Raw genomic sequence first — 25,281 nt, forward strand, 5'->3', positions numbered from 1 at the left:
GACTGCGGCTCCAAGATCGGCTTTCTCACGGCCAATGTCGTCTACGCGCTCGACCGCGACGACATCCGCGAAGGCTTCCTCAAGGAACTCCGCAAAATTGACCTCGGTGACAGCCTGCAGGTCGCCGCCGAATAGCAGCGACTTCCAGTTTAGATCTTCAGCCAGCCGTGCAGGTGTTCCGCCAGCACGGCTGGTTCGTTTTCGGCGCCATGCAGCACCAGCTCGGGCGTGGTCGGCGGCTCGAACGGGGAATCGATGCCGGTGAAATTTTTGATCTCGCCTGCCCGCGCCCGCTTGTAGAGCCCCTTGGGATCGCGCGACTCGCAGACCTCCAGCGGCGTATCGACATAGACTTCCACGAAGTCTATATCGCCGGCGATCTCGCGCGCCAGCCGGCGCTCCTTCTCGAAGGGCGAGATGAAGGACACCAAAACGATCAGCCCGGCATCGGCCATCAGCCGCGCCACTTCCGCCACGCGGCGGATGTTTTCGACGCGCGCCGCTTCCGTAAAGCCGAGATCCTTGTTGAGGCCATGCCGGACATTGTCGCCGTCGAGGATATAGGCGTGCCGCCCCTCGGCAGTCAGACGCTTTTCGAGCAGGTTGGCAATCGACGACTTGCCCGAGCCCGAGAGCCCGGTGAACCAGACGATCTTGGCCTGCTGCCCCTTCATCTGCGACCGCACATCGCGGTTCACGTCGAAATTCTGATAGGTCAGGTTCTGCGCCCGGCGCAGGCCGAAATCGATCCTCCCGGCACCCAGCGTCGCATTGGAGATGCGATCTACCAGGATAAAGCCGCCGGTCAGCGCATTGCTGGTATAGGCGTCAAAAGCAATCGGCTTGTCGGTGGCAATGGTGACGGTCGCCACCTCGTTGAGATCAACCTTGGTCGCAGCGGTTTGCTCCAACGTGTTCACATTGGTGCGGAATTTGAGATCGGTAATCGTCGCCGGCACCAGCTGCGTGCCGAGCTTAAGCAGATAGGACCGCCCCGGATAGGCCGGCTCTTCGCTCATCCAGACCACGCGCGCCTGGAACTGGTTGGAAAATTCCGGCGTCTCGCCGGCATGGGTCAGCATATCGCCGCGCGAAATATCCACCTCGCGATCGAGCACCAGCGTCACCGCCTGCCCCGCCACCGCCTGGCTCAGCTCGCCATCCATGGTGACGATGCTTTTGACCACCGCCGGCCTGCGCGAGGAAGCAATCAGAACCTCATCGCCCACCTTGACCACGCCCGACGCAACAGTGCCGGAAAAGCCGCGGAAATCGAGATTGGGCCGGTTCACCCATTGCACCGGAAAGCGCATCTTGCCGAGCGTCCGATCTTCGGCGACCTGAATGGTCTCGAGATAAGGCACCAGTGGCACCCCATCAAACCACGGCGTCCGCCCACTCTTGGCCAGGATATTGTCGCCGCGCAGGGCCGACACCGGCACAGCCGCCAGCGTCGAAAAGCCCAGCGGCTCGGCAAAGGCGCGATATTCGGCGACGATGCGGTCAAAGATTGCCTCGTCATAATCGACGAGGTCGATCTTGTTGACCACCAGCACGACATGTTTCACTCCGATCAGCGACAGGATGAATGAATGCCGCCGTGTCTGGGTGAGCACGCCCTTGCGCGCATCGATCAGCACCAGCGCCAGCTCGGCATTGGAGGCGCCGGTCGCCATATTGCGGGTATATTGCTCATGGCCCGGCGTGTCGGCGACGATGAACTTGCGCTTGTCGGTCGAAAAGAACCGATAGGCCACGTCGATGGTAATGCCCTGCTCGCGCTCGGCGGTCAGCCCGTCGACCAGCAGCGAAAAGTCGATGCCCTCGTCACCGACGGTGCGATTGTGGCTTTCCTTCTTGAGGCTCGCCAATTGGTCGTCGAGAATAAGCTGGCTGTCATAGAGCAGTCGGCCGATCAGCGTGGATTTGCCGTCATCGACCGAGCCGCAGGTGAGGAAGCGCAGCAGCGACTTTTCGGTCTGCTGGTTGAGCCAGAGCGCGATGTCGGTATCGGGGGTCAAGGCAGCAAGGCTCATCAGAAATACCCTTCCTGCTTCTTCTTTTCCATCGAGCCGACGCTATCGCTGTCGATCAGCCGCCCTTCGCGCTCCGATGTCCGGCTCGCCTGCATTTCCATGATGATACCAGGCAGCGTCGCCGCGTCTGACCGGATCGCGCCCGTCAGCGGATAGTCGCCCAGCGTACGGAAGCGCACCACCTCCTGCCGCGGCTGCTCGCCCGGCTCGAGCCGGAAGCGCTCGTCATCCACCATGATCAGCGTGCCCTGGCGATCCACCACGGGGCGCGACTTGGCATAGTAAAGCGACGGCAGTTCAATGCCCTCGCTGTAAATGTAGGTCCAGACGTCGAGTTCGGTCCAATTGCTGATCGGGAACACTCGCATGCTCTCGCCCGGATTAAGCCGCGTGTTGAACACCCGCCATAGCTCCGGCCGCTGGTTCTTGGGGTCCCAGGCATGGCTGGCATTGCGATGCGAAAAAATGCGTTCCTTGGCGCGCGATTTCTCCTCGTCGCGCCGCGCCCCGCCGATCGCCGCATCATAGCGCCCGGCGTCGAGCGCCTGGCGCAGCGCCTGCGTCTTCATGATATCGGTAAAGCGCGACGAGCCATGATCGAACGGGTTGATGCCATTGGCCAGCCCTTCCGGATTGGTGTGGCTGATCAGATCGAAGCCATGCTTTTCCGCCATGGCGTCGCGAAAGGCGATCATCTCCCGGAATTTCCAGGTGGTGTTCACATGCAGCAGCGGAAACGGGATCTTGCTGGGAAAGAACGCCTTGCGCGCCAGATGCAGCAGGACACTGGAATCCTTGCCGATCGAATACATCATCACCGGCCGCTCGAAACTCGCCGCGACCTCGCGCAGAATTTCGATGCTTTCGGCCTCAAGGCTTTGCAGATGCGTCAGGGAACCACTTGTCACTCTGCTCGACACTCCAACACGCGCGCCACAGAGCGCAAGATCATGCCTGTTGGTAGGGCGGAAGCAGTCCTGTCATCAAGCCCAAAACGGGCGGAAAGGCCCGGTGCACAAGGGCCTTGAGCATATTTGCCTGCTCGTTGCGCCTTGCCTGCCAAGCCACTGCGTGCAAGGCGGCACCGGGCAACAGAACATATGGCCAGACCGCCGTGCTGGAGAAAAATAGTTTCCTACCGACGCCAAACAGACCCGATTCCGGACAATATTCTACAGTATTAGTAGAATATAACAGGCAGCAGAGTTGGTGAGGTAAGGTGTACGCCCAGCTCATCCCCCTCCCCCTAAACGCCAAAGGCCGCGCCTTGCGGCGCAGCCTCTGTGTCATTGCTTCGTTCAACCTAGAACTCGGACGACACCGAAATCTTGAAGGTGCGCGGTGCACCGGCAGCCAGATAGCCGCGAGCCGAAGACGCCCAATAGTTGTTGTCGAACAGGTTTTCGATATTGGCCTTGAACTCGACCGGCTTGCCATGCGGACCTTCGATCGCATAGCGCATGCCGACATCGACGCGGGTCCAGTCAGCCACCTTCTGGGTATTGGCCTGGTCGTAGAAGGTGCTGCCGCTGTACACCAGTCGGCCCGTGGCCGTCAGACCTTCGAGCCATGGAATGTCATATTCGCCATAGAGGTTGAACGCGGTTTCCGGAACGCCCGGCACCAGCTTGCCATCCAGCGTACCATTCAGCGTCTTGGCCAGCTTGGCATCCATGAAGGTTACGCCACCGAGCAGGCGCAGTCCGTCGAAGGGTTCGCCAAACACCGAGAGTTCGAGCCCGCGATTGACCTGCAGCCCGCTGACCGAGAACACACCGCCGGGTGAGTTGAAGCCGTTGGGCTGTTCGATTTCGAACAGGCCGGCCGTCACGCCAAATGCGCCGCCATCATACTTGACGCCCATTTCGCGCTGTCTGGTAACCACGGGTGGGAAGATCTGCCCAACATTGGACGCCGTCCGCGGTGCCGACGGACCTTCGGTCAGGGCCTCGACGTAATTGCCATAAACCGACAGGTTGTCATTCACCCGCGCAGTCATGGCAATGGCAGGGCTCCACCGGCCATCCTCATTGAAGTAGTTGCGCTGGCCGAATGTGGCCCCCGGCGTAGTATTATAGCTCTGCGACACGAAATTCTGGTAGCGCGCGCCGAGGGTCAGCTGGATGCGATCGTCCAGTAGAGACATGGTATCGCTGATTGCCAGGCTGGTCGAGGTCAGCTCGGCGAACAGCGGCAAGTTGCCGGACCGCGGCAGGGCCGCGATATTGACAGAGCCGTCAGGCAGGTAGCGCGGCGTATAGATATTGGTCGCATAAGCCGCCGGAAGACCCAGCGAAGCTGCAACGAAGCCACCGCGGTAATTCTGGTTGAGCGAGCGCGCCGCGGAGATGTTGACCTTGTGCCCGATCGGGCCCGTTTCAAATTCTGAGCGGACGCCGATTTCCCCGGACACGCCGACGATCTGCTGCGGCTGGATCGCCAGCGTTGCCGTTGCATTGCCATTGGCGTTGACGATCTGGTGCGACGACGAGACGAAGTCCTCGTGATATGCACTGGCGCCGCCAGCGGCATAAATCGTGGTATTCGGCAGCACGTCATATTCGACGCGACTGGCGACCATATTGTAGGTGCTGTCGTGATATTCGAACGGGCTGGAGAGGTTGATCCGGCCATTGGGCGCGGCTGGAATCACCACTCCTGCAGCGGCCGAATTGAACAGCGAGGTCGGCGCGTTGATGTTCTGCGTCGAGTGGTTGTAATCAAGCGAGGCGCGCAGGCGTTCGCCGCGATAGTCCAGCGCCACCGACGCCACGCCAACCTCGGCCTGGTTGTTGTTGTAAGGCGTATTACCATTACGATAAGAGCCGTTGACCCGCACACCGAGTTCATTGGCTGCGCCGAAACGCCGTCCCAGATCGAGATGCGTCCACAGCTGCGAATCGCTTGAATAGGTGCTCGTGATGCGGGTCAGCGGCTCATCCGCTGCACGCTTGGGCACGAGGTTGATGGTTCCGCCAACGCGTCCAAGGCCGCCGTTCAGCAGGGTCGATGGGCCCTTCAGCACCTGAACCTGATCGATGCCTTCCATAAAGCTGCGGCGTGGATTGGCCAGGTAGAACAGGCCGTCGAAAGCGGTGTCCAGATTGGTCACCGAGAACCCGCGGATGAAGAAGGCGTCGCGCTCGCTGAAGGGCGATGCGTCGTTGCGCACGGTCGGATCGTTGAGCACCACGTCGGCGAGGGTTTTAGCCTGCTGGTCGCGGATCAGTTTTGCGGAATAGCCCGAAACGCTAAAAGGCGCGTCGAAGACCGAGACATTGCCCAACACGCCAAGCTGCGTGCCCGACACGGCCTGTCCACCCGCATAGGCAGGCGCCGTCTGACCGATCGTGCCGGTTGGGGGCGCACTGCCCTCCCATCCCTCCACGATCAGACGGTCAAGCAATGTCGGCTGTATCGTTGCCTGCTGTCCCAGTGCGCTGCCGGACATGAGCGCCAGTAGCGAAATTCCTGTCAGCACACGACGACGGCCCCTACTACGGCTAAACACTTGCATTCTTTATCCCCCAAACATCTATCAACGCTTGGGAATTCTCAAACATGATAATTAGAGTCAAGTCTAAGTCGGCGCATGCGGTACGGTTTGCCGGTGATTGACCACCAAAGGGTCAATGTGTCGCAACCCGTCCCAGCAACGCGTCACGACGCGCAGAACGAGAGCCACGGAGGGGACGTGCCAAAAAATGTAGGGGATGTGGTGCCGGCAGCAGGGTTCGAACCCGCGACCCCCTGATTACAAATCAGGTGCTCTACCAACTGAGCTATACCGGCAGCGGCTTGCGTCTAGCATCACCAGCTACGGGTGGCAACAATCGGTTGCACTGTCCCACAAGCAGAGTTGCATCACGCCCAAGCATGTGAAATCCAGCAACGGGATGCTCTTGCAAAGCAACCGCTTGCCGCGCATCTCACTAGCAATTCGCAAACGCTCTGGCGCTATGTTGACCGAAAAAGGACCCGCGATGTGGAATCTGTTTCGGCGCGAAGTCGCCGCACCGACGCTAGCGGCGCGGCGCCTCGCCCGCGGTCAGCGGCCTGAACTGGTCTATGCCATCGGCGATGTGCACGGCTGCCTCGATGACCTGAAGCGCCTTGAAGCCAGGATCGTAGCAGACGCGGCGGCGACGCCTGGTACCAAGCTCATCGTCATGCTCGGCGACTATGTCGATCGCGGCCCCAAATCGGCCCAGACCTTAGATTGGTTGCAGCGCCCGGCACCAGACGGTTTCGAGCGCATCTGCCTGCGTGGCAATCATGAAATGTTGTTTCGGGATGCGTTCGCCCGGCCGGATAAATGCAATGACTGGCTCGCTTGGGGCGGCCAGGAGACGCTGGCGTCCTATGGCATCGCTCCGCAAGGCTTCGTCCAAGCATCCGGCCGCCTCCGCAAGCAGATGCTGCAAAGTCTCGTGCCCAACGAACATTGGCACTTTCTCGACCAGTTGCCGATCATGCTGGACCTGCCCGGCTTCCTGCTGGTTCACGCCGGCATTCGGCCCGGCATCGCCCTGGACGAGCAAGCTGACGAAGACCTGATCTGGATCCGCGAGCCCTTTCTCAGCCAGCCGCATGGCCTCGACAAGGTGGTCGTGCATGGCCATACGCCGGCCGATCAACCATCCTTCGAACCGTATCGCGTCGGCATCGACACACGGGCCTATGGCGGCGGCAAGCTCACCGCCCTGCGCATCGCGTCCACAGGCGAATTTGCTCTGCTAACCTCCTGACGCCAAGGGGGCAGGACAGTTTCGGCCAGTCGCTACACTTCCGAATAATACGAATAGTACTTGTTCTGGTAGCGGTTGCCGGTCGGCGGCTGCTGCGTCATTGCCAGGAGGATTGGCGTTTCCGGCCGCTTCGAGCGTTCGACGGCCTCCAGCGAACGCACCACTTCGCGCTGCGTCGTCTGTCCCCAGCAGGTGACGAAGACGATCGCATCGGCCAGCTGCATGACATAGATGCCGTCCACCACCACGCCGATCGGCGGCGTGTCGAGGATCACCACATCAAACGCCGCCTTGCCGGCTTCGACCAGCCGCACGAAAGTATTGCTGGCCAGCAATTGCTCGGTCGGCACGCCGCTATGGCGCGCGCCGACAATCGCCGCGACATCGGAAATCGGGTCCTTGCTGACGATCGCCGTCGGCAATTCGGCGCCCATCGTGCCGGACAGATAGTCGAATAAGCCATCCGACGAGCTGATCTCCAGCTGGCTGTTGACCGAAGGCTTGCGCAGGTCGCCGTCGATCAACAGCACCTTCATGCCGGCCGCGCTATAGGTGCGGGCGAGACCGATAGCAGTCGTCGTCTTGCCTTCGACCGGCACAGACGAGGTCACGACGATCAGCTTGCCCTTGCCGGGCGTCGATTTCACGCCGCTTTGCGCCATGGTCTGATCGACCCGGAGGCGCAGCCGGCGCAAGCTTTCGGAAAACTGCGACAGCGGCGAGGCGATGATCGCATCAGAAGCACTGCTCGATTGCGTCCCGTCCGGCCGCTTGATGGCCTTCTGGTAAGGAATGGTCGCGGCCACTTCGCGACGGGTCACCGCCTCGAGCTGCTCGGGCGAGGTAAAGCCACCGACGAAGTTTTCGACGAGGAAGGCCAACGCCGCGCCGAGGCCCAGCGCAAACAGCGCCGCCATCACGAGGATTAGGCGGGTATTGGGGAAAGACGGCGACGACGGCGCGCTGGCCGGCGCCACCACGCGGCTGTCGGCGATCTGAACGGCAGCCTGGTTGTTGAGATCGTTCACCCGCGCAACCAGACGTTCGTAGTTGGCGCGGCTGAGGCTCGAATTCTGCTGCAACTCATAAATGCTCGTCAGAACGTCGGCCGGCAATTCGCCACCCAGCACGGTCTGGCGCAGATTATCGCGCAACGTCGTGGCGCGGTCCTGGTTGGCCGACACCTGCTGCCGCAGGCTGGCGATCTCGGTCTCGGCCGTTGCCGAGAGCTGCGACGACAGCGAGCCCAGTTCGGCGCGCAGATCGACCGCTGCCGGATCATCCGATGCCACGGCATTGAGGCGATTGAGCAGGTCGGCCCGCTGCTGCTCAAGCGTTGCCAGAGCTTCCGACTGCAACGCACTGGCCACCTGCTCGTAATTGAGCTGGGTTAGTCCCTGCGATGCGGTCTCGACGGCCGAGCTGAGCCGGGACGCTTCAGACGTCGCAGCGGTGAACTGGCTGCGCAACGCGGCAATATCCTGCCGGCCGGTATCATCGATGATGCGCTGCAGGTTGACGTCGATAAACGTGTCATAGGCGCTTTCGCTGGCTGCCAGCGCCGCCGTGGCATCGGCAATGCGCGGTTGCAATACGCTGAGCGAGCCCAGAATCGACTGCGTCTTCGATTGCAACTGCGATTCGATATAGGCCTCGGCCACTGCATTGGCGACCTTGGCGGCGGTCTCGGGCGATGCGGCGTCGGCGCTGATCGAGATCAGATAGGTGAGGCCACGGCGCCGGACCGACACCGAATTCATCACCTTGGCAACGACGTCGTTGAGGGCTTCTTCGCCGGTCGGCAATTTTGGTTCAGCCAGGCGGAAAAACGCCATCAGCTGCTGGCGCAATCCGATGGTGGGCTGGAAATCCGGGTCCTGCAGCAATCCGGCCTTTTCCACCACGCGCAGCATGGTGGGCATGGATTTGACGATTTCGACTTCGCTATCCACGCGCGCACTGTCGCTGGACGAGGACGTGCCCTGCATGCCGTCGGGATCGAGCAGATCTTTGCGCGACGGATCGACCATCACCAGGGCCGAGGCGGTATATTCGGGCTTGAGAGAGAAGACGACACCGCTGGTGACGATCAGAACGGCAACCAGAACCATGGCAATGAGCCGGAACCGCCGCCTGAGCACACCCAGCACAGACCGCAAATCGAAATACTGTTCGTCCATAACCCACCTTGGCCGTCTAACACTTGTCTCGTTATCACCGCGCAAGGTGATCCATGCAACTCGATTTAGTTGCTATGCATAACTGGCAGACCCGCGTTGCAACGGGCGCCGCGCACGCCGAAAGTATTTTTGTTCGGGCCCTGATATCGTCTTTTCTTGCTGCCCGTAGTTAAACTGCCTCAAGGCACCCCCGATAACGCTGCGTTTATTGCGCGCTGGCGCCCCGGTGGTAACCATTCCGATAGCTATGCTGTTGATGCATCTGACATCCTTCTCAACAGCAATTGACACGAATACGAGTGCCATCGTACTTAAGCACAACTTAATTCCCATGGGGGACAAAATGAAAAAGCTGTTCGCAGTACTGCTCGCAACCACGACACTGTCGTTGGTCGCCCTGCCTCAAGTATACGCTCAGGAGCTGACCGCTGTTGAACAGGGCCAGCTCAATGCCCTTCCGATCGCCGTCCGCACCGCGATCCAGGCACGCCTCGCAGGCCTCTCCCCCGCTCAGGTCCAGGCAGTACTGTCGCTGCCAGCCGCCAGCCTGACCAAGCTGTCCGCCCTGCCGGCTGCTGAATTTGCCAACCTGGCCACGCTGCCTGCAGCCTCGCTGACCGTTGTCGCCGCTCTCCCGGCCGCACAGTTGGCCGCCGTCGGCACCCTGCCCGCTGCGCAGTTGACTGCAATCTCCACTTTGCCGGCGGCCAACAGCACTGCAGTGTTCTCGGCCGTTGCCAGCCTCAAGACTGCTGCTGTCACCGGTAACGCTGCAACCATCGCAGCTCAGGTCGGCGCTCTCAACACTGCACTGAACGCTGCCAAGGCCGTTGCTGGCGCAACCTTCTCCACCGCTGTGGTTGCTCAGGTCGCCGTCGCTGTCAGCCAAGACATCGCTGCATCGGTTGCTGGTACAGGCAACGCTGCCGCTGCCGTCGTGTCGAACGCGGCCCTGACCGGCTTGGCCGGTATCGCCGTCAACAATGGCGCTTCGGCTGCGCAGGTTGAAACCATTACCGTCGCTGCAAATACCGCTCTCGGTGGCAACACTGCCGACGCAACGGTCATCGCGTCCGTCAACACTTCGGTCAGCCCGAGCTAAGCTCCGACCGACTTAAATGATTTAGAAGGCCCGCCATTGGCGGGCCTTTTCTTTTGGCTGGTTACGAGCTGGCGGTCCGGCCGGCGACCGCCCGGCCCATCGCCAGCAAGGCTACCAGTAAATATGCATTGGCCTGCATCTCAAGGCTGAAGTCGACCGCGGTATGCGTTGCGGCAGCCACCAGGGCACCAATGGCCGCAAGCCGCACGGCAATGCCCGCCTCGCTGCGCATATAGCGCAAAACGATGGAGCCCACGATGCAGCCGACGATAATGATCGGCAGCGCACCGAATACCACGCCCAACTCTGCAAACAGCTGCAGATAGGTCGAATGCGCCTTGTCGACCAGCACATGCGTCCACAGCGGCGCATGATCAAACAGCGGAAAAGCCAGTTCAAACGATCCGCCGCCATAACCTAGCAAGGGCCTCGCCTGGATCATTTCGATCACCTGTGACCAAATATCGGTTCGCCCACTGCCGGTCTCTTCCAGCATGGTGATGCGCTCGAGAACGCCCTGACCGAATAGGGATAGCAGGGCAACGAAGCCGCCCAATGCCACGACGACAGCCACTATGGTGACGACTGGGTGCCATTTGATCCACCGCGCAGCTAGCACCAATACCACCACTGCCCCAAGAACAGCCGCGATCAGACCCATGCGCGACTGGCTGGCGGCGATTGCAATCACCAACACCAGCATACCGGCCAATTGCGTAAAGACGCCGGTTCCGACCTCACCCAATGTGCGGTTCTCGCGCGTCAACTGCACCACGGCATTGGCCACCAGCCCGGCCCCGACTGCCAACCCCATAGCAAGAAAGGTCGCATAGGAGTTGCGGTTGACGAAGGTTCCGGTCGCCATGCCCTGATAGGCCACCTTGTCAAAACCGAGCAGCGTGTCGTTGAACTGGGTCAACTGGATCAGCCCGAAGGCAGCATGGGCGACGACAGCCCAGAAGATCACCGTCACCAGACGCTCGGCCCGTCGTTCATTGGCGCCCACCTGCAGGGCCAGGAAGAAGAACAGGCCGTAGCTTGCCATGCGGATCAGCATCATCCAGGTCGACCCCGGCGCGAGGCTCAGATAGTCGCTCTCGACCATCTGGCCACGGCCGGTTTCGAAGCTGAATGGTCCCAGCAATTGCCCCAGCGGCAGCATTTGCACGATGAGATAGAGGCACAGGACAGCGGCAAGACCGACGACAAGCTTCATCTTGCCCAGAGGAAAGCGCAGCGCCTGGTGTCCCCTCGCCGCGGCCAGCATGTAGACCAGCGCTGCCAGCCCCACCAGCGTTCCGGAAATCGCCCAGAAGGCAGGCGGATTGCTACCCAGGGGGATGGGCGACAGCAAGACCAGCGCGACAACAAACCAGCCGAGCGTATCATTGAGTTTAGTCATGATGAGACTACCGGTTGGCCGAGCGGACAGCGGCGACGAATTGCCGCTGCAGGTCGGGTGAAAGCGTTTCGACCACGGAGGTGGCCCGGGCCTGGAGGTCCGCATCGAGATGGTAGTTCTGCGCCAAGAACCGGCGACCCAGGTCGGATGCCGCCAGCGTGGCAATATCCATCTCATAGGCGCGCAAGGCCTCGGGTGTCAGGCTGCCCACATTGCGCAGCGCCAACATGGCACGCGACTGGGCCAGCCATTGCGCGCGCTGTCCGAACAGTTGCGATCGCACCAGCGAGGTATTGAGTTCGTCAAAATTGCCCTGTCCCTCTGCGACCAGTGCATCGATGAACCAGGCAAAGGAAAAGCTGGGCTCTTCGGCAAGAATGGACTGGGCCATTTCTTTGCAGTTTTCCAGCATGGCCTGCCGTGCTTCCGGTAACAGCACCTGCCCCTGCACGCTGCTGACCGCCGCATTGCAGTCGGACAGCACCAGCATCTGGGACTTGTAGGACGGCCCCGAAGGCAGCGCCCCGGCCGTCAAGGCATCGAGCTTTTGCTCGATACCGGAACCGGACCGGAACAGCGGCAAGATCTCGGAATAGGCCGTTACGGCAGATCCAGCAGTCAACAGGGCAGCGACGCCCAGGATACCCCAACCGGGGAAAGATTTCGAACGAACTGCCAAACGAGCACCAAATGAAAATTGCGGCGCGATCATCGCGCCGCAACATCTATAGGGCTGTCATCTTGCTACAAGGTTAGCTCCAGCGGCGCGGATCGGCACCGGCAATCGACACCAGGCGGTGGCCGCTCTCGCGGAACTGCTTGATTTCGCCGGTCAGATTATCGAGCGTCAGGTCGCCACGGCTGGTCTTGACCACGAGCACCGCATGGCCTTCGCCAGCACGGGTATTGACGAAGGCGATGCGCAGCGCGCTGGCTGGCAGGCCGGCCTCGATCAGTTCATGGCGCTTGCTGACCACATAGCTCTTGCAATCGCCTGCGCGGGGATTGATCTGCCATATCTGCATCGCAGCCGAGTCCTGCTTGGGACGGATCGAGCGATTAACGCGCGCATTGACGCGTTCCAGCACCGTCATCACGTCCTGGGTCAGGCTGATCTTGGAGGCACCGCCCGGGCGGCATTCGGCGGGATTGAGCATGCAGAACATCTGGAAGCTCAGCGGACCCTGCGAAGAAACGCGTTCGGGCGTTGCAATGCTGGTTGGTGCATAGGCGACAGCGCCACTGATCGAGACTGCAGTGAGCATTGCGCCGGTGACGATGGAAAAGAGAAACTTGTTCATGACCTACCCCTGATTGGTATGTGGTCACCGTACGCACTGGGTTTTTCCGCCCTCTGTAAAACTTCGATAAAATTGTAATCAAATTGGATCGAAGCTTCTTGATGTTGAACCGTGCCAGCGTTACTTGAACTGGCGCAAAAGCTGCAGCCGCACATCTCTGCCCCCGTTAATCAATCTAGCAGGTCTGCGTTTTGCGCAGATGACACGGACGCGAAGTTTTGCGATGGTAACTCAAGCGTTAATAGCAAGTCCCCAGATAGGGAATGTCTATGTCTGAGTTTGTGCCGACCATTGAGATCACGAACCTGCCCTCCTTCCGCTTCGACGATGCGAAGCTGGCCGGCATAGGCGATATCGACTCGGCATTTTCCTTTGACACGAAAGAGCGCCGCGAGCGTGCCCTGCGCGCCAAGCAGAGCGGCCTGCCAATCGAATGGCAGGATGCGGCTCCCGCAGCCCCTGTACAGACTGCCTCGCGCAAGTTTTCGCTCGCTCTCAAGCGCGGCGTCGATATCGCCGGTGCCATGCTCGGCCTGATGGCCCTTGGTCCGCTGCTGCTGATCGTTGCCGCCGGCGTAAAGCTGACCGACCGTGGCCCGGCCCTCTTCCGCCAGCAGCGCGTCGGCATGAACGGCAAACCATTCGACATCTACAAGTTCCGCTCGATGTATTTCGACCGCTGCGACGTGTCCGGCATTGCCCAGACGGTCGCCAGCGACAGCCGCGTCACCCCGATCGGCCGCATCATCCGCAAGACCTCCATCGACGAGCTGCCACAGCTGCTCAACGTGCTACGTGGTGAAATGTCGCTCGTCGGCCCCCGCCCCCATGTTGCGGGCATGCTCGCCGCCGGCGTGGCTTATGAAGATCTGTCGCCACACTACGCCTATCGCTACCACATGCGTCCGGGCATCACTGGCTGGGCCCAGTGCAACCGCTTCCGCGGCGCCACGGTCAGCGAAGACCAGGCCTTCGGTCGTCTTGGCCACGACATCGCCTACGTCCAGAACTATTCGCTGACGCTCGATGCCAAGGTGATCTGGCGCACGCTGCGCCAGGAATTCCTCAGCGGCGCCGCTCACTGATACAACTATCGCAGGCATTGCTGCTGCGCTCGCATTGGCTTAGTCAACGGCGAGCGGAGTTCACATGAGCGGCAATTTGCATATTCATTTTACCACCAATGGATCCCCGGAAGCCAATACTGCGGCCGACCGGCTGATCGCCCGCTATGAGCAGGCGCCGCTCAAATCCGCCGATGTCGTGGTGGCATTGGGTGGCGACGGGCTGATGCTGCAGACCCTGCACCGCGTCATGAAGACCGGCATTCCGGTCTATGGCATGAATTTCGGCTCGGTCGGCTTCATGATGAACGGCTTTTCCGAGGATGATCTGCAGCAGCGCCTCGAGGCCGTGCAGCGCACCCGCATCTTCCCGCTGTCCATGCAGGTGCTGGATACCTCGGGCAAGACGCAGGTTGCCCTGGCGCTCAATGAAGTCTCGCTGTTCCGCTCGACCTATCAGGCGGCCAAAATCCAGATCATTGTCGATGGCGAGACCCGGCTCGACGAGCTGATCTGCGATGGCGTGTTGCTCTCCACCCCGGCCGGCTCCACCGCCTATAACCTCTCAGCGCATGGCCCGATCCTGCCGATCGAGGCACAATTGCTGGCGCTGACGCCGATTTCGCCCTTCCGCCCCAGGCGCTGGCGCGGCGCCATTCTCTCCAACCATGCCGAAGTCCGCTTCATCACTCGCGAGGCCGAAAAGCGTCCGGTCAGTGCTGTCGCCGACAATGTGGAATTCCAGAATGTGCTGGAAGTAACGGTTAAGGAAGATCGCACGCATGGCGTGACCTTGCTGTTCGATCCCGGCACCAGCCTTGAAGAACGCGTGTTGAGCGAGCAGTTCCGCTTCTAGGCGGCTGGCAGCGCCAGCCGGCGTTCAGCAACGGGCAGGCTCATCGGCATCGCCGTTTCCAGCGCAAAGGCCGCCATCACGCCGCGCGCCGCCTTGCGGGCCAAAAGGATGTTCTGCTCGCTGAGATAGGCAAAGGCCTCTTCGAGATCTTCGGGGATTACCCCGTCATGCTCGGCAATCAGCTCTTCGGTCAGCGCCGTCACCACGAAATGCCGCGCACCAGCATCATCGGCAAGGTCGCTGCTGCGCGCATAAAGCACCAGCCGCGCCAGGAGGTTCCGCACGCCCTCACCGAGGCCACAGCGGATGAACAGGGCATTGAGCGCCGCCCGGCTGCCGCTTTCGAGCAGGGTAAACACCTTGCCGCGCGGCGTTTGCGCCAATTCGGCCAGGCAATCGGCAAAAAACATCACATGGCCGGTCACCACCGCGTGCAGCATCACGCGGGTATTGACCTTGTCGGTGACGATAAGATCGCTGACATAGCCCGGCTTGGCCTGTACCGCCTCGCGCTCGCCGATGGCGGTCAGCGCCGTATCGGCACTGTCGCGCAACACACGGGCCAGCCGATCCTCGGCCAGCGCACCCTTGACGATCCGCGCACCGCGCAGGGCTTCCGTCACCTTCTGCACCAGATGCAGTCGCGCCGCCGCCGGCAGATCCTTACGCGCCAGCAGCGCACCGCGCATCTCAGCCTGGTCGGCCAGTTCATGGGACAGTGCACCCAGCACAGCATCGCCCAGCGCCACATCCATCCGGCGCAGCAGCTTGAGTGTCACCGCACCCTCCCCGCGCGCCACGATGGCGCCGGCGAGACGCGTGCTCAACGTGGTGCGTTGGCTGACAGCCAGCAGCATGGAAAGGTCCAGCGTCTTGACCAGACCGATCAGGTCCGCGTCAATCAGCACCGGGGAATACTGCATCACGGCCCGGGCGATGATGGCGCTGTCATGCAGCAGCGCCAGCATGATCGGCCGCGGCGCTTCGCTCGAATGCAGCAGGCCATAGGCCAGCGCGGCGCGTACCTTGACCGACGGGTCATCGAGAAAGCCGATCAGCGCCGCATAAAGCGCCGCATGCTCATCCGCGGGTCCGAAATGATTGAGATAAGCCAGGGCTGAAAGGTGGGCTGCGCTGCCGCGCTCTTCGCTCACTTGCGACTGAGACAGCGAGACAAACTCTTGATACGCAACCATTCAACACTCCGCACACCGGCAGAGCCCACCCTAAAGGCGAAGTTTTAAGGAACGGTTCACCATAACCCGCACGGGTCAGGGTCGGGAAATCTCAGATGGCGGCAAGCACGTAGGAGAAAAGCTGCGACGTCGCGGCCCACATCGCCGCCAGCAACATCCAGCTCGCCAGCGCACTGCCCAATACGATCCAGCCGCGCGGAATCTGCGCAATATGCAGGCTTTGGGCTACAGCTGTCGAACGGCGCATTGTGGGCCTCCTGATCGCCAGCGCACACAACGCCGGACATTCCGATTACACGTTACCTCTGCTAAAGCGGTGCTAACCGGGTTGGTTGCATTTTACTGAATGCACCGGCCTTGCGCACCGGTCTGGGGGAATGGCTACAAAAGTGTAAACACGGCGGCTAACGCCCTGCTATTGCGCGTAAAGCTGGGTGAAGAACCCGCCGCCATCATCGGTGCCGGTGGCCGGTACATCTTCTTCATTCTTGAACAGGCCGGTGAAGGACATGTTGTCCGGCGAAAAGCGCGACGGCACCACCGGCGCCTGCGGCACGACCGGCTGCCCCGCCATCTGCTGCGCCGCGAAGGGCGCGCTCACGCCGCCGCCCTCATGCTTGGCCACCAGCACGCGATAGACGTCGCGAATGGTGCGCGGCTGGCCGTTGGAGTAAAAGATCGCCTGATTGGCTTGCGCCTGCTTGGGAAACAAGTTCGCCGCGATCTGTTCGGGATCCTGCAGGCCCGCGGTGAACATGCGCTCGGCGCCCTGCGCCCCGAGGAAATGCGCGATATACAGCTCGCCAGCGCTGGGCCGGCGGCCGAAGCGCGCTTCGAGATATTCGCCATTCGACTTGGTAAAGGCGGCGGCGAGGTCCGAGGCCATCTGCGGATCCTTGCGCATCTCGAGGATCTGCGCCTTCACCGCCGGATCCGCCACCACATAGTCGCCGCTGCTGTTACGACTGATATTGCTGGCAACATCGCCATAGCCGAGCCGCGGCCCCTCTTCCTTGAGCACCTGCAGCCAGGTGCTTTCGAGGAACTGGAACAGCCCGGTGGCCGACGAGGTCTGCGCCTTGGCGGCTGGATTGAGGCTGCTTTCGCGGATGGCCGTCTGCAGCAGATAGTCGAAATCCACGCCATTCCGGTCGCCAGCTGCCGTCAGCACATAGGCAAGGCTTTGTGGCACCGAAATTGGCTGTACGCCCATGACAAGGCTCGTCTTTCAGAATCGTCCGAGCCTTCAATAGGCCACACCAACGGTTAACCATCCATTAACCATATGAATCAGGTTGGTGAAGATCACGCCGTCCAGCGACTGACCACATCCGACAGCGCCGGACGCGGCCGATCTTCGATCACCGCGCTCGGCGTACCGATATGGATAAAGCCGACGATCTTTTCGCCCTCGCCTGCCCCTAACATGGCTCCGGCTTCGGCATCGAAAGCATACCAGCGGGTCACCCAGGACGCGGCAAAACCCAAAGCGTGGGCCGCATGCACCAGGTTCAGCGCCACATTGCCGGCCGAGAGCAATTGCTCGAACTCCGGCACCTTGGGATGCGCCTTGGGCGAAGAGATCACGACCACAGTGAGCGGTGCCGGCAGGAAGCGGTTGCGCTCCACGTCGAGGCTGGCTTCATCGGTCCCCGGATTGTTGCGCGCATAGATTTTGGCCAGCTTTGCACCTGCCGCGACCCGTGCCTCGCCCTCGATCACCACCAGCCGCCAGGGCGCGATCTTGCCATGGTCGGGCACGCGCGTAGCAATGGTCAACAATTGCTCCAGCTCGGCCGCATTGGGCCCCGGTTCCTTTAGAAACGCCATGCCGACCGAGCGGCGGGTCAGCAGATAGTCGCGCAGGGCAGCATGGACCGGCATTTGCAATCTCCGAGAGGTCAGGCAAGAGCCATAGTCTCACCCGGCGCGTCGTGCCAGCCTATGCGACAAATTCTGCGTCGCCCGCCATTGTGCTGTTTTCATCCCGCGAGCTCTGTGACACAGCTTTTCCCCATTCGCTGCGTAAGACCCTTGCAGCGATTCAATCCGTCGCCCCGGGGAGACCAGATGCGCCTGCGACCATTTCTAGCCCTTCTGCTCCTGCTGGCTGTCGCAGCGCCCGCTTTTCCAATGCTTTCGGCGCCCGCCTATGCGCAGGCCGCCAGCGAAATGCCGCCCCTGCCGCGTCCGCGTCCTGACCCCGACAATCTGCCCGCCAGCGCCCCGACTCCAGCCAATACGCCGGCCACCGAGGCCATCACTGCGCTGACCTCGGCGCCGCAACCGGTGACCCTGTCTGCGCGCATCACCGAAGCCGGCACGCCGATTCCCGATGGCCTGGTCTGGCGCATCTTCGACACGGTGCCCGATGCCAGTGGCGAACTGGCCCTCGTGGCCAAGTCCGAACTCGGCGCGCCGACGGTCGAACTGCCGCCCGGCGAATATGTCGTGCATGTCGCCTATGGCCGTGCCCAGACCAGCGAACCGCTGACCGTCTCGCCCGGTGCCAATGAAAAGAGCTTCATCCTCGATGCTGGCGCCCTGCGGCTCAATTCGGCCGTCACCGGCGACATTCCCATCCCGGTCGGGCTGCTGAAATTCGATATCTTCACCGCCGGCAATGAAGGCGATCGCACCCCAGTTGCCGAAGGCCTGGCGCCCAATGACATCGTGACGCTCAATGCCGGCACCTATCACATCGTCTCCTATTTCGGCTCGATCAACGCCGTGGTCCGCGCCGACCTGCGCGTCGAAGCTGGCCAGTTGACCGACGCCACGCTCTATCACCACGCCAGCCAGGTCTCGTTCCGCCTGGTCTCGGAAGCCGGCGGCGAGGCGATTGCCGACGTCGAATGGACCGTCAAGACGCCCGATGGCGCCACCGTCTTCACCGAGCTCGGCGCCTTCCCCACTACGGTCTTGGCCGAAGGCGACTATCTCGTCCTCGCCAAGCAGGGCACCCAGGTCTTCAACCGCGAGTTCCAGGTGCAGTCCGGCGCCGCCAGCGACATCGAAGTGCTGACCACCGTCTATTGACCGTCATCGGCATGGTCTATCCAGCTGACTGATATGATTGTTTCTGTGTCTTGCGGCCCGGCGGCCGAAAGCTCACATTGCCGACAACCAACAGCGGAGAAACCACGATGGTGTTCAGCACAAGCATCCAGCGGCGCCTGGGCCTTCTGGCCACGGCCTGTCTCTTGAGCGTTGCCCTGCCAGCCACGGCGGCCTGGGCGCAAAAGACCAAGACCAAGCCGGCAGCCGAAGCAGCGGCGCCCAGCGTGGCGCCCACCTTTGATGTGGCCATCCCGGACATCATGGCCGTCGACTCCAATGTCGATGACGACACGCTGCGCGCCATTTTCAGCGGCGGCCTGGTCGACAATGCCGATGCCTTGGCTGGTCTCACCGCCACCAGCATCACCATCCCCGCCATCACGCTGGACACCACCTCCACCATCGAAGGCGTCGAGCACAATTCCACCGTCACCTTCACAGATCTGGTGATGAGCGACGTGACCGATGGCAATGCCGCCGCCGTGACGCTGGGCGGCTGGACGCTCGATGCCGGCGATGACGGTTCGGGCGAATTCGGCGCCATCTCCGCCGACAATTTCAACATCGCCGGTATGCTGGGCATCTATGGCCTCGTCGCCGACCCGGATGCGCCGGCTGAAATGCAGACCATCTACACCGATGTGACGCTGGAAGGCGGCACTTTCGAAGCCCCCGACGTCAGCTGCACCGTGGGCGGCATGAGCGTCGGCGAATTCAAGGCCCGCCCGCTCAACACCTCGTTTGCCGAGATGATGACGCTGGTCCAGTCGCTTGAAACCGATGACGACCCCTCCCCCGAAACGATTGGCGCCCTGCTGCGCATGTATGGCGATTTCTTCACCGCCTTTGAATCCTCGCCAGCCACCTTCGACGGCTTCGAGTGCACGGGCGAAGAAGACGGCAAGGCGATCAGCTTCTCCATCGCCGGCGTCACCATGGATGGCATGAGCCCCGGCATCTACCCCGCTATTTCGATGGATGGCTTCGACGTCACCATGGAAGGCGACGGCACCGTCCAGCTCGGCAATATGACCATCAAGCAGATGGACCTCTCCGGCCCGATCGCTGCCATTGCCGCCGCCCCCGCCGCGCTTGACGAGCCGTGGTTCACCGCTAATGCCCGCGCCCTGATCCCTGCCTTTGAAGGCTTCTCCTTCAGCGATGTGGTGATCGATGTCCCCGATCCGGATGCCGATGGCGAACGCATTGCCGCCAGCGTCGGCAGCTTCGATGTGACCCTGGGCAGCTATTTCAACGGCATCCCGACCGATGTGCTGACCAGTGCCAGCAACATCGTCGTCGATCTGCCCGAAACCACCGATGACGAACAGCTGCAGCAGCTGATCGACCTCGGCATCACCAGCATCGATACGGGCTTTACCCTCGATGCCTCGTGGAGCGAAGCCGAGGACACCATCAGCATTGATGAAATCTCGCTGACCGGCGCCGATCTCGCAACCGTCGCGCTCTCGGGCACGCTGACCAATGCCGGTGAAGCGCTGTTCAGTCTCGACGAGGACGAGGCCCTGGCCGCCGCCATGGGCCTAGCCGTCCGCGGCCTCAAGCTCAATGTCAGCGATGCGGGCCTGTCCGACATCATCCTGGCTGCCGTCTCCGCCGACCAGGGCTCCGACGCCGCCACCATGCGCCCGGTCTATGCGGGTCTCGCCGAAGGCACCATCATCGGCATGCTCGCCGGTGCGGCCGAAGCGCAAAAGGTTGGTAGCGCCATCAACAGCTTCATCAGCGGCAAGGCCAAGAACCTGACCATCGAAATGACCGCCAAGAACGCCCCCGGCCTTAGCATGATCGACTTCATGGCGGCAGAGAGCGATCCGACCAGCCTGATCGGCAAGGTCACGATCGACGCGATCGCGAAGTAACACAAAGGGCCGCTGCGAAGCGGCCCTTTCCTTTATGCGACCTCTTTGGCCGCTGTTTCCAGCCCCCAGGCCAGCAGCGCCTCAGCCACCTCGGGCGTACTGCCCTCGACATAGCACCGCAGCTCCGGAGCGTTCCCAGACGCCCGGAAATGCACCATGTCGCCGGCCTTGGTCCGGAACTGCAACCCGTCGATCTGGGCCAGCTCGGCAATGCCATGCGGCGCGAACAGCCCCTCGGCATAGGCCTTGTCTTCCGCCAGGCGCTTGAGAAAAGTCCCGCTCTTTTCGCTCGGCACATCCTGCAACCGGTCGGCCAAGGCCACCTGCAGCGGCAACCGTGCCACAATCTCATCGACGCCGACGCCCTTGCCGGCCGCCAGCCCCAGCACGCAGAGCAGCGGCAGCACCGCATCGCGCGTCGGCAGCGGCGGCAGGCTGACGCCGGCAGCACTCACGCCGCCGCCGACAAACGTTCCGCCATTGGCCTCGAAGCCAATCACCGAGCCCGCAGCGCCGGTCATCGCCTCGATCACATAGGGCGAGCCCACCCGCGTCCGCACCACGTGGCTGAAGGCGCCGGTGCGCTCGATGCCAGAATTGGAAGTCACCGGCGTCACCACGGTCTGTGCGCCGAGATAGCGCGCGGTAATCAAGCCCAGCACGTCGCCGCGCACAAACTGTCCCTTGCCATCCATCAGCAACGGCCGGTCGCCATCGCCATCGGCCGAGACAGTCGCATCGAGCCTGTGCTCGGCCACCCAGCCCCTGAGCGGCGCAAACACCCCATCGCCAAAAGCCTCGGTATCGACAGCAACGAAATCATCCCGCCGCTCCAGCGCCACCGTCTCGGCACCGAAGTGCTGGAGGATACGCGTCAGCAGATCCCGCGCCACCGTCGAATGCTCGAACACCCCGACGCGCAGGCCAGCCAGCGCCCCCTCGGGCAACAGAGTGGCAAAGCGGGTGAAATAGCGCTCGGTCGCCGCTTCGGACTCATCGGCAAAATCCGCCGTCAGCTCTGCCACCGGCGCGTCACTCAGCGCCGCCAGAATCCCCAGTTCATCCGCCTTGGTGATCTCGCCGCTCGGCACATAGAATTTGAGCCCGTTGCGATCAGACGGAATATGGCTGCCCGTCACCATGATCGCAGCGCAACCCGCAGCCATGGCATGCAGCGCCAGCGCCGGCGTCGGAACGGTACCGCAATCGACCGGGATCAGCCCAGCCGCAGCAATCGCCGCCGCGCAATCACGCGCAATGGCCGGGCTCGATGGCCGGAAATCGCGGCCGATGAACACCTTGCCGCCGCTGTCCTGCCCCTGCTCGGCCAGCCGGCGCAGGAACGCTGCCGTATAGCGCCGCGCCTCCTGCCCTTCCAGCTCGATCGCCAGCCCGCGCAACCCGCTGGTTCCAAATTTGAGGCTCGTGCCCGCCAATCCCGCTCTCCCGAACTCAGTTCTTGCCGTAATAGCTGTTGTACCAGCTGACGAATTGCTCGACGCCTTCGCGCACCGGCGTTTCCGGCACGGTGCCGATCAGCGCCTGCAGCAGCTGGGTATCCGATTCCGTCGCCACCACGTCACCCGGCTGCATCGGCAGCATGTTGAGTTTCGGTTCGACACCCGTCGCCTGTTGCAGCGCGGCGATGAAATCCATCAATTCGGTCGGCTTGCCGCCGGCAATATTGACCACCCGGAATGGCGCCACCGCCGACAGACTGTCATGCTCCACCGGCTTGCCGACCTCCGGCACCTGATCGGCCAGCGCGATAATGGCCGCCACCAGATCATCCACATAGGTGAAATCGCGCCGCATCTTGCCGAAGCCATAGACGTCGATGGCACGGTCTTCCAGCATGGCCGAGACGAATTTGAACAGCGCCATATCCGGCCGGCCCCACGGCCCATAGACCGTGAAGAAGCGCACGCAAGTCGATGGAATGCCGAAGAGGTGCGCATAGGAATGCACCATGGCCTCGCCCGACTTCTTGGTCGCGGCATAGAGCGACACCGGCCCATCGGCGCGATCGGTCTCGGCAAAGGGGAATTTCGTATTTCCGCCATAGACCGAACTGGTCGAGGCAAAGATGAAATGCTTTGGCTTGTTGTGGCGCAGCGCTTCGAGCAGGTTGGCCGTGCCGACCACATTGCTCTGGATATAGCTCCCCGGCGCTTCGAGGCTATAGCGCACGCCGGCCTGGGCCGCGAGATGCACCACCACCTCCGCCTCGCTGCCGGCCACGGCGGCGGTCAGCGCCGCCGCATCCTCCAGCATGCCGGTGACTTCAACGAAGCCCGGCTCCTGCCGCAGGATGGCCAGTCGCGACTGTTTCAGCGCCGGATCATAGTAATTGGTCAGCCCGTCAAAGCCGGTGACCTGATGGCCCTCGGCAAGCAGCCGGCGCGCCAGATGAAAGCCGATGAACCCTGCGGTTCCGGTCACGAAAATCTTCACAATGCCCCCTGTGAATAGCCGGGCGAGTGAGCGCCCGGCCTGAAATCTTATTCGGCGGCGTTGGCCACGCTTTCGGCAATGCCGCCATCGGGCCGGCCGACGCTCGAATATTCAAAGCCATGCTTGGCCACTTCGTCATGGCGATAGACATTGCGCAGGTCGACCAGCACTGCCGTCTTCATCGAGCGCTTCAAACGGTCGAGGTCGAGCGAGCGGAACTCGTTCCACTCGGTCACCAGCACCAGTGCATCGGCATCGACAGCAACTTCATAGGCGCTGTCGGCAAAATCCACCTTCTTGTCGATCAGCTCGCGCGCCGGCACCATGCCCTGCGGGTCATAGGCCACCACATGGGCGCCGCGGTCGATCAGACCCTGGATAATGTCGATGGATGGCGCCTCGCGCATGTCGTCGGTATTAGGCTTGAAGGTCAGGCCCAGGACGCCAATGGTCTTGCCGCGCACATCGCCGCCACAGGCCGCGATCACCTTGCGCGACATGGCGCGCTTGCGCTGGTCGTTGATCGCCACGGTGGTTTCAACCAAGCGCATCGGGCTGTCATAGTCCTGGCCGATCTTGACCAGCGCCAGCGTATCTTTGGGGAAGCAGGAACCGCCATAGCCGGGACCGGCATGGAGGAATTTGGCGCCAATGCGGTTATCGAGACCGATGCCGCGCGCCACCTGCTGCACATCGGCGCCGGTCGCTTCGCAGAGATCGGCAATCTCGTTGATGAAGGTGATCTTCATGGCGAGGAAGGCATTGGCGGCATATTTGATCAGCTCGGCCGTGCGCCGGCCGGTGAACATCAGCGGCGCCTGGTTGAGGTAGAGCGGACGATAGACTTCGGTCATCACCGAACGCGCGCGTTCGTCCTCAATGCCGAGGACGATACGGTCCGGCCGCTTGAAATCGTCGATCGCCGCGCCCTCGCGCAGGAATTCGGGATTGGACACCACGGCCACATCGGCCGCGGGATTGGTCGCGGCAATGATCCGCGCCACTTCGTCACCCGTGCCCACCGGCACGGTCGACTTGGTCACCACGACGGTAAAACCATCCACGGCAGCAGCAACTTCGCGCGCCACGGCATGCACATAGCTGAGGTCGGCATGACCATCGCCACGACGCGACGGCGTGCCCACGGCGATGAACACCACTTCGCTGCCCGGCACCACCGCCTTGAGATCGGTCGAGAAGGACAGCCGGCCACCGCTGACATTGGCTTTCACCAATTCGCTGAGCCCCGGCTCATAGATCGGGATAACGCCCTTCTCCAGCGCGTCGATCTTGCGCTGGTCGGTATCGATACATGTCACCTCATGGCCAAAATCGGCCAGGCAGACGCCCGTAACCAAGCCAACATACCCTGCCCCGACAATGGCGATCTTCATTGGTAACGCGCTCCCGAAATATTGCCCGCATAGTAACCACGGCGCCGCACGCTGTCGCTACTGACTTTGTTTGACCGTGTTATGTCTTGCTTGCATGATTAATTGCGCCACGATTTTCTCATGGCTGCCTTGCAAGCAAGATTTTCCGGCGTCATTGCCCGTCGGACGGACTGCCGCGCATCTTCTTGACCTCGGAGCGGATCGACTTGCCCTCAAGCCGACGGCGCTTGCTGGCCAGCGTCGGCCGCGTCGCCACGCGGAACTTCGGCACATGCGAACCCTCGACCAGCAGAGCCACCAGCCGCGCCAAGGCATCGGCCCGGTTCATCGGCTGATCGCGATGCGAATTGGCAATGATGACGATCACGCCATCCTTGGTCAGCCTTTTGCCCGCCAGCACGCCGACGCGCCGCTTCATCGCCTCGGGAATGTTGGGGGAATTCTGGAGGTCAAAGCGCAGCTGAACCGCGCTCGACACCTTGTTCACATTCTGCCCGCCAGCCCCCGTGCCGCGCACGAAGCTTTCCTCGATCTCGGAGGGATCGATCGCGATGGAGCGGGTGATGGGGATCATATCTGGCAAAGAAAGAATACCCCCACCTAGC

The 25,281-nt window shown here is 62.0% G+C and carries 21 protein-coding genes and 1 tRNA gene; 6 read left to right on the forward strand and 16 right to left on the reverse strand.

The annotated features are described in order from the left end of the window. Window positions 1-149: 149 nt before the first annotated feature. The 4 genes from cysN to BM045_RS06305 form a co-directional block, all read right to left on the reverse strand. Entirely contained in the window at window positions 150-2,036 is a 1,887-nt protein-coding gene (cysN, locus tag BM045_RS06290; RefSeq protein ID WP_092181036.1) for a sulfate adenylyltransferase subunit CysN, read from the reverse strand. After that, window positions 2,036-2,944, reverse strand: coding sequence for a sulfate adenylyltransferase subunit CysD (gene cysD / locus BM045_RS06295; protein WP_092181039.1), 909 nt, complete (start codon window positions 2,942-2,944; stop codon window positions 2,036-2,038). The genes cysN and cysD overlap by 1 nt, the downstream gene beginning before the upstream one ends. A gap of 395 nt (window positions 2,945-3,339) precedes the next feature. Continuing rightward, a complete protein-coding gene (locus tag BM045_RS06300; protein WP_348271233.1) occupies window positions 3,340-5,442 on the reverse strand; it encodes a TonB-dependent receptor in 2,103 nt (700 codons plus the stop codon). 310 nt (window positions 5,443-5,752) lie between these two features. Next, a tRNA-Thr gene (locus BM045_RS06305) sits at window positions 5,753-5,828 on the reverse strand. Window positions 5,829-6,019: 191 nt separating this feature from the next. Between BM045_RS06305 and BM045_RS06310 the strand changes: the two genes are divergently transcribed. Then, complete coding sequence (locus BM045_RS06310; RefSeq protein WP_170848409.1) at window positions 6,020-6,784, forward strand: metallophosphoesterase family protein; 765 nt, start codon at window positions 6,020-6,022, stop codon at window positions 6,782-6,784. A gap of 32 nt (window positions 6,785-6,816) precedes the next feature. On the opposite strand, the gene BM045_RS06315 is transcribed toward BM045_RS06310, so the two are convergent. Beyond that, complete coding sequence (locus BM045_RS06315; RefSeq protein WP_092181048.1) at window positions 6,817-8,964, reverse strand: GumC family protein; 2,148 nt, start codon at window positions 8,962-8,964, stop codon at window positions 6,817-6,819. A 343-nt stretch (window positions 8,965-9,307) separates the two neighbouring features. Between BM045_RS06315 and BM045_RS06320 the strand changes: the two genes are divergently transcribed. Then, window positions 9,308-10,066 (forward strand): hypothetical protein, encoded by a 759-nt coding sequence (locus tag BM045_RS06320; RefSeq protein WP_092181051.1) that lies wholly within the window; start codon window positions 9,308-9,310, stop codon window positions 10,064-10,066. Between the two features lie 61 nt (window positions 10,067-10,127). Here BM045_RS06320 and BM045_RS06325 read toward each other — a convergent pair whose 3' ends face one another. The 3 genes from BM045_RS06325 to BM045_RS06330 all read right to left on the reverse strand — a co-directional run bounded on the left by BM045_RS06325 (window position 10,128) and on the right by BM045_RS06330 (window position 12,769). Then, a complete protein-coding gene (locus BM045_RS06325) occupies window positions 10,128-11,468 on the reverse strand; it encodes an O-antigen ligase family protein (protein WP_170848410.1) in 1,341 nt (446 codons plus the stop codon). A gap of 7 nt (window positions 11,469-11,475) precedes the next feature. Next, window positions 11,476-12,090: a hypothetical protein gene (locus tag BM045_RS18850; protein ID WP_170848411.1), complete on the reverse strand. Its 615-nt coding sequence runs from the start codon at window positions 12,088-12,090 to the stop codon at window positions 11,476-11,478. A 130-nt stretch (window positions 12,091-12,220) separates the two neighbouring features. Continuing rightward, window positions 12,221-12,769 (reverse strand): transglutaminase-like cysteine peptidase, encoded by a 549-nt coding sequence (locus tag BM045_RS06330; protein WP_092181057.1) that lies wholly within the window; start codon window positions 12,767-12,769, stop codon window positions 12,221-12,223. Window positions 12,770-13,038: 269 nt separating this feature from the next. Between BM045_RS06330 and BM045_RS06335 the strand changes: the two genes are divergently transcribed. Both BM045_RS06335 and BM045_RS06340 read left to right on the forward strand, forming a co-directional pair. After that, window positions 13,039-13,854, forward strand: a complete 816-nt coding sequence (locus tag BM045_RS06335) for a sugar transferase (RefSeq protein WP_139198727.1) — start codon at window positions 13,039-13,041, stop codon at window positions 13,852-13,854. 64 nt (window positions 13,855-13,918) lie between these two features. Further along, a complete protein-coding gene (locus BM045_RS06340) occupies window positions 13,919-14,689 on the forward strand; it encodes an NAD kinase (protein ID WP_092181062.1) in 771 nt (256 codons plus the stop codon). Here the strand turns inward: BM045_RS06340 and BM045_RS06345 are convergent. From BM045_RS06345 to BM045_RS06355, 4 genes are all read right to left on the reverse strand, one after another. Beyond that, the gene (locus BM045_RS06345; protein WP_092181065.1) at window positions 14,686-15,885 is read right to left on the reverse strand and encodes a DUF2336 domain-containing protein; all 1,200 of its coding nucleotides are present in this window, start codon (window positions 15,883-15,885) and stop codon (window positions 14,686-14,688) included. The genes BM045_RS06340 and BM045_RS06345 overlap by 4 nt on opposite strands. Window positions 15,886-15,976: 91 nt before the next feature. Then, window positions 15,977-16,132: a hypothetical protein gene (locus BM045_RS18855; protein WP_170848412.1), complete on the reverse strand. Its 156-nt coding sequence runs from the start codon at window positions 16,130-16,132 to the stop codon at window positions 15,977-15,979. A 168-nt stretch (window positions 16,133-16,300) separates the two neighbouring features. Next, window positions 16,301-17,098, reverse strand: coding sequence for a transglycosylase SLT domain-containing protein (locus BM045_RS06350; RefSeq protein WP_092181068.1), 798 nt, complete (start codon window positions 17,096-17,098; stop codon window positions 16,301-16,303). A gap of 92 nt (window positions 17,099-17,190) precedes the next feature. Further along, window positions 17,191-17,769 carry a nitroreductase family protein gene (locus BM045_RS06355; protein WP_092181071.1) on the reverse strand — a complete coding sequence of 193 codons (579 nt, stop codon included), beginning with the start codon at window positions 17,767-17,769 and terminating at the stop codon, window positions 17,191-17,193. Between the two features lie 186 nt (window positions 17,770-17,955). On the opposite strand from BM045_RS06355, the gene BM045_RS06360 reads away from it, so the two are divergent. Next, a complete protein-coding gene (locus BM045_RS06360; RefSeq protein WP_139198728.1) occupies window positions 17,956-18,924 on the forward strand; it encodes a hypothetical protein in 969 nt (322 codons plus the stop codon). Window positions 18,925-19,031: 107 nt separating this feature from the next. Then, complete coding sequence (locus tag BM045_RS06365; protein WP_092181077.1) at window positions 19,032-20,828, forward strand: hypothetical protein; 1,797 nt, start codon at window positions 19,032-19,034, stop codon at window positions 20,826-20,828. A 32-nt stretch (window positions 20,829-20,860) separates the two neighbouring features. On the opposite strand, the gene BM045_RS06370 is transcribed toward BM045_RS06365, so the two are convergent. The 4 genes from BM045_RS06370 to arfB form a co-directional block, all read right to left on the reverse strand. Continuing rightward, entirely contained in the window at window positions 20,861-22,264 is a 1,404-nt protein-coding gene (locus BM045_RS06370; protein ID WP_092181080.1) for a phosphohexomutase domain-containing protein, read from the reverse strand. Window positions 22,265-22,280: 16 nt separating this feature from the next. Next, complete coding sequence (locus tag BM045_RS06375) at window positions 22,281-23,282, reverse strand: NAD-dependent epimerase/dehydratase family protein (protein WP_092181083.1); 1,002 nt, start codon at window positions 23,280-23,282, stop codon at window positions 22,281-22,283. A 47-nt stretch (window positions 23,283-23,329) separates the two neighbouring features. Further along, window positions 23,330-24,676, reverse strand: coding sequence for a UDP-glucose dehydrogenase family protein (locus BM045_RS06380; protein WP_092181086.1), 1,347 nt, complete (start codon window positions 24,674-24,676; stop codon window positions 23,330-23,332). Window positions 24,677-24,827: 151 nt separating this feature from the next. After that, window positions 24,828-25,250: an alternative ribosome rescue aminoacyl-tRNA hydrolase ArfB gene (gene arfB, locus BM045_RS06385; protein ID WP_092181089.1), complete on the reverse strand. Its 423-nt coding sequence runs from the start codon at window positions 25,248-25,250 to the stop codon at window positions 24,828-24,830. Window positions 25,251-25,281 lie beyond the last annotated feature (31 nt).

The sequence above is a fragment of the Devosia sp. YR412 genome (assembly GCF_900110945.1).
Taxonomy (GTDB): Bacteria; Pseudomonadota; Alphaproteobacteria; order Rhizobiales; family Devosiaceae; genus Devosia.